Origin of the sequence: Paenibacillus sp. PastM-3 (genome assembly GCF_029893965.1) — a bacterium.
Classification (GTDB): Bacteria; Bacillota; Bacilli; order Paenibacillales; family Paenibacillaceae; genus Paenibacillus_AQ.
This window is the reverse complement of sequence record NZ_JARXXP010000005.1, coordinates 112,903-126,051: the sequence shown is the minus strand read 5'-3', so window position 1 is coordinate 126,051 and position 13,149 is coordinate 112,903. Positions and strand designations below refer to the sequence as shown.

At 49.9% G+C, this 13,149-nt stretch carries 15 protein-coding genes; all 15 read left to right on the top strand.

All coding sequences use genetic code 11. The features are described from left to right. Nucleotides 1-19: 19 nt before the first annotated feature. The 15 genes from fliF to M2108_RS10830 all read left to right on the top strand — a co-directional run bounded on the left by fliF (nt 20) and on the right by M2108_RS10830 (nt 13,148). Nucleotides 20-1,609, top strand: a complete 1,590-nt coding sequence (gene fliF / locus M2108_RS10900) for a flagellar basal-body MS-ring/collar protein FliF (protein ID WP_277469371.1) — start codon at nt 20-22, stop codon at nt 1,607-1,609. A 4-nt stretch (nt 1,610-1,613) separates the two neighbouring features. After that, nucleotides 1,614-2,630, top strand: a complete 1,017-nt coding sequence (gene fliG, locus M2108_RS10895) for a flagellar motor switch protein FliG (protein ID WP_068724022.1) — start codon at nt 1,614-1,616, stop codon at nt 2,628-2,630. Continuing rightward, complete coding sequence (locus tag M2108_RS10890) at nt 2,623-3,471, top strand: FliH/SctL family protein (RefSeq protein WP_277469370.1); 849 nt, start codon at nt 2,623-2,625, stop codon at nt 3,469-3,471. Before fliG ends, M2108_RS10890 begins: the two co-directional genes overlap by 8 nt. Then, a complete protein-coding gene (gene fliI, locus M2108_RS10885) occupies nt 3,464-4,777 on the top strand; it encodes a flagellar protein export ATPase FliI (RefSeq protein WP_221797833.1) in 1,314 nt (437 codons plus the stop codon). The genes M2108_RS10890 and fliI overlap by 8 nt, the downstream gene beginning before the upstream one ends. 6 nt (nt 4,778-4,783) lie before the next feature. Next, the gene (fliJ, locus tag M2108_RS10880; protein ID WP_277469369.1) at nt 4,784-5,227 is read left to right on the top strand and encodes a flagellar export protein FliJ; all 444 of its coding nucleotides are present in this window, start codon (nt 4,784-4,786) and stop codon (nt 5,225-5,227) included. 18 nt (nt 5,228-5,245) lie between these two features. After that, entirely contained in the window at nt 5,246-6,196 is a 951-nt protein-coding gene (locus tag M2108_RS10875; protein ID WP_277469368.1) for a MotE family protein, read from the top strand. A 27-nt stretch (nt 6,197-6,223) separates the two neighbouring features. Then, the gene (locus M2108_RS10870; RefSeq protein ID WP_277469367.1) at nt 6,224-7,738 is read left to right on the top strand and encodes a flagellar hook-length control protein FliK; all 1,515 of its coding nucleotides are present in this window, start codon (nt 6,224-6,226) and stop codon (nt 7,736-7,738) included. A 26-nt stretch (nt 7,739-7,764) separates the two neighbouring features. Beyond that, nucleotides 7,765-8,259: a flagellar hook assembly protein FlgD gene (gene flgD / locus M2108_RS10865; protein WP_277469366.1), complete on the top strand. Its 495-nt coding sequence runs from the start codon at nt 7,765-7,767 to the stop codon at nt 8,257-8,259. After that, the gene (locus M2108_RS10860) at nt 8,256-8,639 is read left to right on the top strand and encodes a TIGR02530 family flagellar biosynthesis protein (protein ID WP_277469364.1); all 384 of its coding nucleotides are present in this window, start codon (nt 8,256-8,258) and stop codon (nt 8,637-8,639) included. The genes flgD and M2108_RS10860 overlap by 4 nt, the downstream gene beginning before the upstream one ends. A 123-nt stretch (nt 8,640-8,762) precedes the next feature. Further along, nucleotides 8,763-9,581, top strand: coding sequence for a flagellar basal body rod protein FlgG (gene flgG, locus M2108_RS10855; protein ID WP_090713480.1), 819 nt, complete (start codon nt 8,763-8,765; stop codon nt 9,579-9,581). Nucleotides 9,582-9,702: 121 nt separating this feature from the next. Continuing rightward, entirely contained in the window at nt 9,703-9,927 is a 225-nt protein-coding gene (locus M2108_RS10850; protein WP_039874275.1) for a flagellar FlbD family protein, read from the top strand. Next, on the top strand, nt 9,924-10,391 hold the full coding sequence (locus M2108_RS10845; RefSeq protein WP_277469363.1) for a flagellar basal body-associated FliL family protein: 468 nt from the start codon (nt 9,924-9,926) through the stop codon (nt 10,389-10,391). The genes M2108_RS10850 and M2108_RS10845 overlap by 4 nt, the downstream gene beginning before the upstream one ends. Before the next feature lie 39 nt (nt 10,392-10,430). After that, nucleotides 10,431-11,429, top strand: coding sequence for a flagellar motor switch protein FliM (gene fliM / locus M2108_RS10840; protein WP_277469362.1), 999 nt, complete (start codon nt 10,431-10,433; stop codon nt 11,427-11,429). After that, complete coding sequence (gene fliY, locus M2108_RS10835; protein ID WP_277469361.1) at nt 11,419-12,756, top strand: flagellar motor switch phosphatase FliY; 1,338 nt, start codon at nt 11,419-11,421, stop codon at nt 12,754-12,756. Before fliM ends, fliY begins: the two co-directional genes overlap by 11 nt. A gap of 26 nt (nt 12,757-12,782) precedes the next feature. Further along, nucleotides 12,783-13,148, top strand: coding sequence for a response regulator (locus M2108_RS10830; RefSeq protein ID WP_090713483.1), 366 nt, complete (start codon nt 12,783-12,785; stop codon nt 13,146-13,148). Nucleotide 13,149 lies beyond the last annotated feature (1 nt).

Below are 13,149 nucleotides of genomic sequence, written 5' to 3'. Positions count from 1 at the left end.
TTTCGGATGGGGTGACACTGTGAATGAAAGATTTGCCCAATACAGGGAGAAGGCAGTCCAGTATTGGAACAGATTCAGCGGTAAACAAAAAATACTATTTTTCTCTACTCTTTTTATCATCATCATTATAGTCGTAGTTTTGACGATGCAGCTATCGAAAACGGAATACGAAGTGGCTTTTCAGGATTTGGATAATACGGACTCTGCAGGAGTCATGACCTACCTGGATTCCGCAGGCATTCCTTACCGGCTGAGTCCGGATGGCAGAAGCATTTCAGTGCCAAGCACCCAGGCAAACCGCATTAAGGTGGATATTGGTTCTCAGGGGATTGTGCAGGAGGGCTCGATCGGATACAAAGTCTTTGATGAGTCTTCATCCATGATCGGAACGACAGACAGCGAGTTTAATGTTAAATACAACAATGCGCTGAATGGGGAAGTTGAGCAGCTGATGAGGCGGATGCAGGGGATCAAGGATGTTAAAGTGCTGGTTACCCTTCCCAAAGAGACTGTTTTCGTCGCACAGGAGGGCCAGGAGCAGGCTTATGCCTCTATAGTGCTTACATTTGATCCGGGATTCAGGCCGTCACAGGATAATATTGACGGATATTTTAATCTTGTAAAGACTGCTGTTCCGAATTTGCCGGTGGACAACATTACGATTACCAGTAATGAGACTGAGCTAATGCCGACTGCAAAGGGCGGTCAAGCTGGTGTATCCAGTCAAGTTGAAGAAAACTTTGCCCTTCAGAAAAAATTTGAAGAGGAAGTCAAAAAGAATGTCAAGCAATTTCTCAGTACATTAACAGGCCCTGACAAAGTGGATGTTCTGGTCTTTTCTAAGTTAAATTTTGATAAGGAAAGCCGGAAGGAAGACCTCGTTACACCTGTGGATACGGAGAATATACGAGGGATTGAGATAAGCTCACAGATCATCAGCAATACCTATTCGGGTCAGGGTAACACTACCGGGGGAGTTGCAGGTACAGGGTCGGAAGATGTCTCGGGTTATCCTGCGGGGACGGACACAGGCACCTCTACTTCTGAAGAGTCTTCGGAGACCAGAAACTATGAGGTCAACCGGATTACAAAGGATATCATCGCAAGCCCATATACTGTTAAAGATTTAACCATTAACGTCGCAGTTGAACCACCTGCCGGACAAACAACTTTGGATGAGGCGACTTCAGGTGCAATCCAGAATATTCTGGTCAACATTGTTCGGGCTTCCCTGGCAGATTCAGGAGTCACTTATACAGACGCTGATTTGACCAAAAAAGTTTCGGTGTACTCGCAACAGTTCGGTGGCACCGCGACTGAAACCGCGACTGGCGGGTTGGCGACGTGGATGATCTGGGCAATTGCAGCAGCTGCGCTGCTTGTTGGTGCAGGCGGAGGGTTCCTGATTTACCGGAGCCGCAAGAACAAGCAAGAGGAAGAAGTGGAAGAAGACATTCCGCTGCAGGTTCCTACCGAATTCCCGTCCATTAACTTGGAGAGCGTGACTAACGAAAGTCAGGTTCGCAAGCAACTGGAAAGCCTCGCTAAGAAGAAGCCGGATGAATTCGTAAACCTGCTGCGTACATGGCTTGCAGACGAACAGAGGTGAACTAATGGCAAAAGCTAGCCAGCAGGGTCTCAGCGGCCGCCAAAAGGCTGCAATCCTGCTTATTACACTAGGGCCCGAGGTATCGGCGCAAATATTCAAACATCTACGAGACGAAGAAATTGAACAGCTCACTCTGGAGATAGCCAATGTCCGCAAGGTGGACAGTGTGGAAAAAGAGTCGATCATGTCCGAGTTTCATCAGATCTGTCTCGCACAGGAATATATTTCACAAGGCGGTATCAACTACGCCAAAGAAATTCTGGAGAAAGCACTGGGCTCCACCAAGGCGCTTGAGGTCATTAACCGTTTGACAGCAACGCTGCAGGTCAGACCTTTCGATTTTGCCCGTAAGGCTGACCCTAACCAGATTCTGAATTTCATTCAGAATGAGAATGTCCAGACAATCGCCCTGGTTCTGTCCTATCTGCAGTTTGAACAGGCTGCCAGCATTCTGTCCTCCCTTCCGCAAGAGAAGCAGGCGGAGGTAGCCAGAAGAATTGCGATAATGGACAGCACTTCGCCTGAGGTTGTTACTCAGATTGAACGGGTGCTGGAACAGAAGCTTTCGGCTACCGTGACTCAGGATTATACAAATGCCGGCGGCATCGAGTCTATCGTCCAGATTCTGAACGGGGTTGACCGCGGAACTGAACGTACCATTCTGGATTCGCTTGAAATACAGGATCCGGAACTGGCTGAAGAAATTAAGAAGCGGATGTTCGTGTTCGAGGATATTGTCAATGTGGACAACCGTTCTATCCAGCGCATCATCAAGGATATCGAAAATGCCGACCTTCAGCTGGCGCTCAAGGTTGCAAGCGAAGAGGTGCGGGATGTTATTTTCCGCAATATGTCCAAACGGATGGCCGAAACCTTCCGCGAGGAAATGGAGTACATGGGACCTGTGCGGCTGCGTGATGTCGAAGAAGCTCAGACCCGTATTGTAGGAACGATCCGCAGACTTGAAGAATCTGGTGAAATTATCATCGCCCGTGGCGGAGGAGATGACATAATTGTCTAAGCTGATTAAACACTCCCAATATGTTCCGGTAGATGTGCTAAAGCGGCTGGAACAGGCCAGACAGAATGCCGGAATTGCCGAGCATTCCGCTGCGGAGGAACCGGCAGGTGAGGTGCATTATCATGACCCGGCCCGTGAAGAGGCAGAGCAGAGCCGCAGGCAAATGCTGAAGGATGCTCAGCAATTTGCAGAAGAACAGGTACGCAGTGCATCTCTGGAAGCTGAAAATATTGTGGAATCGGCACGGACGGAAGCAGAAGAATGGTGGCGGCAGCGCCGGGAACAGGACGAGCATCTTATAGAGGCTGTCAAATCTGAAGCTTTTCAGCAAGGGTATCAGGAGGGCCTCACACAAGCCGGGCATGAAATGGCTAAACGTATGGCTGAAATGATGGAAGAGGCACGTGCGGTATTGCAGGAAGCCTACAGGTCACGTGACGTGATTATTCAGGAAGCCGAGCCTTTTCTGGTAGAACTGAGCTGCTCCATCGCCGAGAAGATTGTGGACAAGCAGCTTACCGTTGAACCGCAGTTTGCCATGGATCTGATCCGTAAGAATCTGGCGCGCAAACGTGAGCAGGGCCTTATCTCCCTGTGTGTCTCACCTTCGCAGTTCGCCTTTGTCAATGCTGCAAGGGAAGAGCTTGCACTAGCTGTAGATTCTCAGGCCGAGCTTCAGATTTTGCCGGATTCGACTGTGAAGGATATGGGATGCGTCATCCGATCCTCCTTCGGCAGCATTGATGCCCGGATTGATACGCAGCTTGCCGAAATCAAAAAATCGCTGGTAAGAATCGCGCTGGACTCCGACGAGCAGAGAAATGGGGAAGCCGATGCTTGACAGTGGACGCTATAAAGAATATTTGAGGAATTTTGATCCGGTAAGAATTAACGGAAAAGTCACCCAGGTTATCGGGTTGATGGTAGAGTCTGAGGGGCCGGATGCCAGCATCGGGGATGTATGCTATATCTATCCTGCGAAAGGAAACAAACCTCTGCAGGCTGAGGTAGTGGGATTCAGGGACAATAAGGTACTGCTGATGCCGCTTGGCGAATTGCAGGCCATTGGTCCAGGCTGTGACGTGGTTGGTACCGGCAAACCGCTTAGCGTGCAGGTAGGTTCGGAGCTGCTGGGCAAAGTGCTTGACGGGCTTGGACAGCCGCTGGACGGCTCGCTGATTCCGGCACGGATGCCGCATAGCTCGACCTTCAATATTCCTTCCAATCCGTTAACCCGGCCAAGGGTGCATGAGCCGATCAGCATTGGAGTCAGAGCCATTGACGGCCTGCTTACGATTGGTAAAGGACAGCGCGTCGGCATCTTTGCAGGTTCAGGGGTCGGCAAGAGTACACTTATGGGGATGATTGCCCGTAATACCTCGGCTGATGTCAACGTGATCGCGCTGATCGGCGAACGGGGAAGAGAAGTGCTTGACTTTATTGAGCGGGATTTGGGGCCTGAGGGCCTGCAGCGGTCGGTTGTCGTTGTAGCCACATCGGACCAGCCGGCGCTGATCCGGATCAAGGGGGCACTGATCGCCACTACCATTGCCGAATATTTTCGCGACCGCGGGCTTAACGTTATGCTGATGATGGACTCGGTTACACGCTACGCAATGGCACAGCGTGAGGTAGGGCTTGCTGTCGGGGAGCCGCCGGCTATGAGAGGCTACACGCCTTCTGTCTTTGCCAGTCTTCCCAAACTGCTGGAACGGGCAGGAACAGGTCCTACGGGGTCTATAACTGCTTTCTACACGGTCCTCGTTGACGGTGATGATATGAATGAGCCGATTGCCGATGCAGTGCGCGGAATTCTCGACGGCCATATTGTCCTTAACAGAAACATTGCAAATAAAGGCCATTTTCCGGCTATCGATGTGCTGGCCAGCATCAGCCGTGTAATGAAGGATATCGCTCCCGAGGAGCAGATTGCAGCAGCCGAGAATGTGAAGCGGCTAATGGCTGTATATAAGGATTCCGAAGACCTGATCAATATCGGGGCCTACCAGCGCGGTTCTAACGCGCAGATTGACGAGTCGATGCACTACATTGATAGTATATGGGAATTCACCAGACAAAAAGTGAACGAGAAGGTTACTCTGTCGGAAGTTCAGCAATCTTTAATTTCACAGTTCTCAAGGAGTTGATAGGCAATGAGGTTCCATTATACTTTTCAAAAAGTTGTGGACTTAAAGGGCAACGAGAAAACACAGGCGGAGTGGATGCTCTCGACTGCACTTGGAGAACTGCAGGCACAGGAAAAAAGCCTCGATGAACTACTGATTCAGCGGAGTTCGCTGCTGCTGTCGCTTCAGAGTGCAGCCGAGCAAAAAACACCTATGGCCAAAATTATTGAAATGCAGAATTACGTGCAGTATCTCGACACCTGCATTGCCCGCAAGCATGCGGACATTAACAGGGCTCATCAGGAGGTTCAGCATAAGCAGGATCACCTTAGCACGAAAGTGCTGGATGAGAAGGTCTGGCTAAAAGCCAGAGACAAGGCGAAGACGATTTTTCAGCAAAATATGATTTTACGGGAACAAAACGAACTGGATGAGATGGCTACCGTCCGCTTCGCGATGAAATCCCTCTAACCCGGGAGGTTTCCGCTAGTGGCTAATAATGATTTGGAACTTGAAAACGAAGAGTCAGCAAGCAAATTCGAGCGGTTTTTATTTTTGATGATCCCTATTATTTTTACCCTCGTGCTGCTTGGTGTGCTGCTGACTCTTTTTAATATGGATATCCGCAACAAAGCGCTGGAAGTGGCAAACAAGATTCCCGTAGTGAATCAATGGATTCCTGATCCGGCTGTCCAGCCCGGAAGTGAAGCGGCACAGGAAGATGCGTCTTCCCCGAATGAGGAGCAGGCAAAAAGCTCGGATTCCACGATCAAAGAGCTGAAGGCCCAGCTTGCCGAAAAGGATGCACAGCTGAAGCAATTTAACGAAGAAAAGACGGCGCAGACTACCCAGGTCGAAGCATTGCAAAAGCAGATTGATACCATGACGGCAGAAGCCGCCGCCGCAGAGGCAGCCACGGAGGAAGAGGATCCCTACCAGGATAAAGTCACTGAACTGGCCAAGCTGTATTCGGGGATGAAGGCTTCCAAGGCAGCGCCGATTATGGAGAACTTGACCGCTGAGGAGCAGGTGCAGATCCTGAGTGCAATGAATACAGCGAGCAAAACGGCCATTCTGGAAAAAATGGATCCGAAAAAAGCCGCAGAAGTATCAATTAAGCTAAAAGAATCAACAAATTCAACCGATATGGCTATTGCAGCCCTTCAATCAAGACTCAAACAGGACCAGGCAGCTACGGCTACAACGCCTGCGGCTACCGCTAATCTGGATCAGGAAAAGCTTAGCCAGACGTTCACCTCAATGCCTGCTGCGGAAGCAGCAACGTTGCTGAGCTCGATGTACAGTGTCAGTCCCGACAAGGTTATCACGGTGCTGAATACAGTGGGCGACTCTGTAAGATCATCGATCCTGGGTGAGATGACCAAAAAGGACAGCGCACTTACAGCAAAAATTCTGAACCGTCTAATGGGCGGTAAATAATGTTCCTGAGAGGAGGTGAAAACAAAGATGAGTTTAGTTATACCATCCTTTTCAGGCGGCAATATGCTACAGACTAACGGGACTGCCGGAGCAGCCGGGACATCCGGAACAACAGCTTCCGCGGGAGGCGCTTCAACAGCCCAGCCGTTTGCTCAGACCCTAATTCAGACTATGACCGGAGCAACCGGCAATGCTGAAACGACTGCTCAGGCCGGAACTATGGCTTCGCTGCTTCAAGGTCTGCTGGCTGCAGTGCAGTCCGGTGATGAAGAGACAAGCGGTACGGTTGAAGTCAAGCATATAGAATTGTTGAAGAGTCTTACAGAGGATATGGATAAGCTTGATGAGAGTCTGAGTGCTGATCCTGCTCTGCTGGCGGCTCTCCAGGGCTGGCTGATGCAGGTTGCACAGTTGCTATCTGGAACTGCGACACAAGCCAAAGGAGAATCCGGTGAAGACACAGTGACGGCTGCATTGCCGGCGCTTGACCAGATGCTTACGGCTACTGGCACATCAGGACAGGGAGAAAAAGCTGCTGAAGGTACTGTGACGGCTGCATTGTCGCCGCTTGCCCAGAACGCTGAGACTATCCGTTTTGTTGTGCAGGATGAGCTTAACAGCCTGGTCACTATGCTGCAGCAGGCGGCAGTGAATGGAGACGAAGCGTTGGCTACCCAAGGCGCCGAACTTCTCAAGCAGTTTTCGGCAATCCTGGATGAAGCAATTGTTCCTGACAATAAAACCAAAGGTAAAGGCTTGAATAATGCGGAGGCTGCTGTACAAGGCAAGCATTCAGAGATTGGGGCTAAAACGCAGTCAGCTGATAAGACAGTCCCGGTACTGGTTGATCCTTCCGCAGCTGCCAAGACCGGTGAAGAGACACCTGACACACCGGTGACCAAAGCAGCTATAGCCGGAAGCAGACAGCAATCTGCAACAGCAGAGGAAACCTTGACTGAGGCGGGGACAGCCGAAGACAACAATGACGTAGTGACTGCCGGACAATTGTCAATCAGAGAAGGCCTTACAGCACCGCTAAAGGCTGAAACGGCCCGGGTGCCGGTCACCCAATTTGCTCAGCAGATGGATACATTCATAAGCGGCAAGCTGGAAATCGTCCGCAAGGGCGGAGTTGCTGAGGCCGTTATAACCTTGTTCCCCGAAAATCTGGGACAGGTCGATGTTAAGCTCACTATGCAGAACGGCAATCTGATTGCCCAGTTCGCTACTACACATTCCGGCGCAAAGGAAATGCTGGAGCAGCAGATGAGCCAGCTGCGGGCAGCTCTCCAGTCGCAGGGAATTCAAGTAGAAAAGCTTGAGGTAACACAGAATAATACGCCACTTTTCTCACAATTCAATGGACAGCAGGGACGCCAGCCGAATTCAGGAGGGCAACAAAACGGTCACTCCAGAGACCGCCGTGAGGATATAGCTGATGCAGTGCTTGCAGCTGAGCTGAACGGTGAATTTAAGGAATGGGCTGCTAACAGTGGACAGGACATCCGTAACCCGGATGGAAGGTTCTCGGCTGAAGCATAGTTTAATGAAGAGCGAGGTGAAGAAATATGGCATCAACCAATCCGGTCTCAAACAATGACCAGTGGAATTATGTGGCGAATACTTCCGGAACCGCCAAAACAACCGGCAACTCTACGCTCGGTAAAGACCAGTTCCTGAAGATTCTGATCACCCAGCTGCAAAACCAGGACCCGATGCAGCCGATGGAGGACAAGGAATTCATAGCCCAGATGGCGCAGTTCTCATCTGTTGAACAGCTAATGAATATTTCAACTCAGCTTACAGCAATGAATCAGTCACTGGGTTCGGTCTCCGGGCTGATCGGCAAGGACATTACCTGGAATGATGCTTCGACAGAACTGCCGAAGTCAGGCAACGTTGAGTCAATCGTAGTCAGCAGCGGAATACACTATGCGGTTGTTGGCAGTGAGCGCATTGCTCTGACCGACATTATCCAAATTCAGAACGCAGCTCCAAAAGCTGATCTTGTTAACAGCACAGAGTCATCAGGAAGCAGCGAGGAGAGCGGGGCGAGTATATGAGTGATCGGCTGACTATAGGCCAGCTGTATCCCGGTACAGTCCACCCTCAGGTGCTTCAGAGATCACAAACGGTTAAAAACGCTGCAGGCACTGAAGCCAGCTTTGAGAGCGTGCTGCAAAAGAATATGCTTAAGTTCAGCAATCATGCCGCCAAACGGCTTGAGCAGCGGGGAATTGAGCTTGGCAGCCGCCAGCTGGATCAAATATCGAATGCAGTAGAGAAGGCAGCCGCCAAAGGCAGCAAGGAATCTTTGATCCTGTTGAAGGACATGGCACTGATTGTCAGTGTGCCGAACCGTACAGTGGTTACAGCGATGGACGGCAGTTCTATGAAAGACAATGTTTTTACGCAAATTGACAGTGCAGTGATTATATCCTGACCGGCCGGTCCTAACCGGAGAGCCGGAATGGCCGCCGACCGACTGACGCGGCCATAACTGAATGAATCCGTTCCATTACTATACGAAGAGTCAGCTGACTCTTAATCCAGGAGGACAATAACAATGTTAAGATCTATGTATTCAGGCGTTTCGGGTATGCGCGGTTTCCAGACAAAGCTGGATGTTATCGGTAACAACATTGCCAACGTGAATACAATCGGCTTCAAATCGAGCCGCGTAATGTTCAAGGATATTATGAGCCAGACGACCTCAGGCGCTTCTGCACCTGTAGACGGCGGACAGGGTGGGGTGAATGCCAAGCAAATCGGTCTTGGTGTGAGCATTGGTTCAGTGGATACCCTTCATCTGGCAGGGAGTGCGATGACTACCAACAATCCTACCGATCTGCGGATCGACGGGGACGGCTTCTTCCTGGTAAGGCTGTCTGACGATCAGGAAACCCCTTTCCTGACACGTGCCGGAGATTTCCATGTGGATGCTAACCGCAATCTTATCACATCGGACGGGCTGCATGTCCTGGATTCAGATGGTGAAGCCATTCAGCTGGGCGAGGATGTAACAGCATTCTCAATTTCCAGTGACGGTACTATTGTGCAGACAATGGCTGACGGAACTACTGAGGCCGGTGTACAGATTGGCGTAGCGAAGGTAAGTAACCCGCAGGGTCTGGAAAAGATCGGCGGCAACCTGTTCCGGATGACGCTGAATGCCAATGCTGAAGGTGAGCTTGCTCCGACAACAGCGAATAACGCCGAGGTGGGCACAGGCTCAATCGTAGCCGGCCAGCTGGAGATGTCCAATGTCGATCTGACCGGCGAGTTTACGGAAATGATCGTAACACAGCGCGGTTTCCAGGCGAATTCCCGGATCATCACCACCTCCGATGAAGTTCTTCAGGAAGTTGTAAACCTGAAACGCTAATTTATTTGGACCAGCATCATAAACTTGCTGTATAACAATAACGTTTCGCCTCGCGGCGTACCGTTATTGCACAGTCTGTGGGGGAGAACTCCTCCCCCTATTTTTTGTTAGGAGGCCTGTTATGATTTCGGTAACAAGATTGAACGGGGCGCCTATGTGGCTTAACGCGCTGCTCGTCGAAATGGTAGAAGAAAGTCCGGATACGTATATCACCCTTGTAACAGGCAAAAGATTAATCGTGCTTGAGAAGGCCGAAGAGGTAATAACAAAGATTCGGGATTATAACAGGGACATAGGCACATATGCTGCCACCATTAAAGTCCAGTCAATGGAGGAGCTTTCATGAAAAAAATGCTGCCGTGGCTCATAACGATTTTACTGGCGATTACGCTTATTGTGGTTGCCGCCTTTTTACTGATGGATAAAATTTTTCCGAGTGATGCAAGTGATGTAAATACGGCTGTCCAGAATGTGGAAGCCAAAAAACTGAGCGCAGATGAAATCGTTGAGCTGAGTTCAGAAATCACGGACATCAAAACTAATCTTGCCGACCCCGATTATATCGTTTTAATAAATTTCGCATTCCAGCTGGATAGCGTTAGTGCCAAGGAAGATTTCGAAAAGATCAAAGACCTCAAGATCAAGCCGCTGCTGATCAAGACGCTTTCCGATACGAAGCCGGAGGAGCTCAACGGGGCCAACGGCAAGGATCAGCTGAGCAGCAAGCTGGTAAATCTGATAAACAAGACCTTAACTGAAGGCAAGCTGACCCAGGTTGAAGTAACGAACTTCATCATGACTTCAATTTAGCTGCTTACAGGATAATTCCTTGATGGGGGGGTGAATAAATTGGTTGATGTACTATCACAAAATGAAATTGATGCTCTGCTTGCCGCACTTTCTTCGGGTGAAATGGATGCCGATGAGCTGAAAAAAGAAGAAACTCAGGAAAAAATCCGCTCCTATGATTTCAAACGGGCTGTACGCTTTTCAAAGGATCATATCCGAAGCCTAACGCGCATCCATGATAACTTTGCCCGCTATCTTACAACGTACTTTTCGGCCCAATTACGCACCTTCGTACAGATCAATGTCGTTCAAGTAGAGCAGCTCCCTTATGATGAGTTTATCCGCTCCATTCCCAAAATGACGATTTTGAATATTTTTGAGGCAGAACCGCTAGAAGGACGCATGGTTATGGAGGTACATCCGAATATCGCTTTTGCAATGCTTGACAGGATGCTCGGAGGTTTTGGTACTGCCCCTACTAAGATCACTGCATTGACCGAAATCGAAACAACCATTATGGAAAGGATCTTCAGCAGATGCTTTGAGAGTCTGCAGGAAGCCTGGAAAACCGTGCTTGATATCAGTCCGCGGATGGAAGGACTGGAGACGAATCCGCAGTTTATGCAGATTGTGTCGCCGAACGAAACGATTGCCCTGATCTCCTTGAGCACCAAAATCGGCGATACTACAGGGATGATCAATCTTTGTATCCCTCACGTTGTTCTGGAGCCGATCATGTCAAGGCTCTCCGTCCATCAATGGTTTGTCTCGGAGAAGAAGGTCCGTGATGAAGTGGAGTTAGAAGCCATAAGATCTAGAGTTAACCAGGCCCAGCTGCCTATTGTGGCAGAGCTAGGCGAATCGAGGTTATCCATTGCTGAATTTCTCGGGCTTAATGTCGGCGACGTTATCTCTCTTAATAAGACAGTGGACGCAGGCTTGTCCATTAAAGTAGGGGATAGGCTGAAATTCATCGGAAGTCCCGGGATGATAAAGGATCGTGTGGCGGTACAAATAGACGAGATTGTCAGTGAAGGAGTTGAAGAGTTTGACGAGTAAAGATTATTTATCCCAGGAAGAAATCGATGCTCTTCTCAGACAATCTGCGGAAGGCTCGCTGGCACCCCAGACCAAAACGGTAGATGATTTCCTAACACCGTTTGAGCAGGACGCGCTGGGGGAAATCGGGAATATTACATTCGGCAGTGCAGCGACTGCACTTTCCACCTTGCTGGGGAAAAAGGTTGATATTACTACCCCAAAGGTATCCATTATTACACGAAGCGAATTTGAAGAAGCATTTCCGAAACCGCATGTGGCTGTACATGTTCAGTATGTGGACGGCTTCCAGGGCATCAATTCTCTGGTCATCAAAATCAGGGATGCCCAGGTCATCGCCGACCTTATGCTTGGCGGTGAAGGCGAGCCTAAGGACGAAGAGCTGAATGAAATCCATATCAGCGCCGTACAGGAAGCAATGAACCAGATGATGGGCTCCTCTGCGACTTCCATGTCTACGATCTTCAACAGGTTTGTCAACATTTCTCCTCCGGGGATCGATATTCTCAATATGTCGAGCGGTGAAGGCGTTGGCAGTCTGCCAGATGATGAAACGCTGATTCAAATCTCGTTCCGTCTGAAAATCGGGGATTTGATCGATTCGACGATCATGCAGCTCTTGCCGGTACAGTTTGCCAAGGATATGGTGACTATGCTGCTGGGCGATGTGAGCCAGCCTGAGCAGGAAACGGCTGCTGCTCGTACAGAGGCGCCGCCAGCCCCTGCGGCATCTGCTCCTCCTGCTAATGAGCAGGCACAGTCAGCGCCGCCAATGCAGCAAATTCCGCCTCAGCAGGGAGGCGTTCCTCCGCAGTATCCGCCGCAGGGGATGCCGCCTATGCCTCCGTATCCGGGAATGGAAGGTGGCTACTATTATCCTCCGGCTGGAATGCCGGCCTACGGAATGCCAGGAATGCAGCCTTACGGTATGCCGCAATACGGAATGCCGCCGCAAGGTATGCAGTATGAACAGACTCCGCCGCAGACTCCGCCGCCGAGCCGCAATGTAAACGTACAGCCGGTACAGTTTGCTAACCTGAGCGCAGGAGCTTTTGGCAATGTCGATGAAAATAATTTAAATTTATTGATGGACATACCACTGAAAGTCACCGTAGAATTAGGAAGGACCCAAAAGCAGATCAAAGATATTTTAGAAATGTCACAAGGCTCGATTATCGAGCTGGACAAGCTGGCTGGTGAGCCGGTTGACATTCTGGTTAACAACAAACTTATCGCCAAAGGGGAAGTCGTGGTCATTGACGAAAACTTTGGAGTTCGCGTTACGGATATCGTCAGCCAGTGGGACCGCATTCAAAAACTACAATAAACATACTTAGGGAGGATTTTTTTAAAATGGCTAACCGAATTCTAATCGTGGACGATGCAGCATTTATGAGAATGATGATCCGTGACATTTTGTCGAAAAACGGATTTGAGGTAGTGGGGGAAGCCCAGGACGGTGCACAGGCGATCGAAAAGTTTAAGGAGCTTCGCCCGGATCTGATTACAATGGATATCACCATGCCTGAAATGGACGGTATTGCCGCCCTGAAAGAAATCAAAAAAGTGGACGCCAACGCCAAAGTCATCATGTGCTCAGCCATGGGTCAGCAGGCTATGGTTATTGATGCTATTCAGGCAGGTGCCAAAGATTTCATCGTAAAGCCGTTTCAGGCAGACCGTGTTATCGAAGCTATCAACAAGACGCTAGGCGTATAGG

Coding starts and splice junctions, on each gene's coding strand:
- flgG (WP_090713480.1), top strand. CDS start 8,763: ATGTTAAGATCTATGTATTCAGGCGTTTCGGGTATGCGCGGTTTCCAG.
- fliI (WP_221797833.1), top strand. CDS start 3,464: ATGCTTGACAGTGGACGCTATAAAGAATATTTGAGGAATTTTGATCCG.
- M2108_RS10870 (WP_277469367.1), top strand. CDS start 6,224: ATGAGTTTAGTTATACCATCCTTTTCAGGCGGCAATATGCTACAGACT.
- fliG (WP_068724022.1), top strand. CDS start 1,614: ATGGCAAAAGCTAGCCAGCAGGGTCTCAGCGGCCGCCAAAAGGCTGCA.
- M2108_RS10845 (WP_277469363.1), top strand. CDS start 9,924: ATGAAAAAAATGCTGCCGTGGCTCATAACGATTTTACTGGCGATTACG.
- M2108_RS10860 (WP_277469364.1), top strand. CDS start 8,256: ATGAGTGATCGGCTGACTATAGGCCAGCTGTATCCCGGTACAGTCCAC.
- flgD (WP_277469366.1), top strand. CDS start 7,765: ATGGCATCAACCAATCCGGTCTCAAACAATGACCAGTGGAATTATGTG.
- M2108_RS10850 (WP_039874275.1), top strand. CDS start 9,703: ATGATTTCGGTAACAAGATTGAACGGGGCGCCTATGTGGCTTAACGCG.
- fliJ (WP_277469369.1), top strand. CDS start 4,784: ATGAGGTTCCATTATACTTTTCAAAAAGTTGTGGACTTAAAGGGCAAC.
- M2108_RS10830 (WP_090713483.1), top strand. CDS start 12,783: ATGGCTAACCGAATTCTAATCGTGGACGATGCAGCATTTATGAGAATG.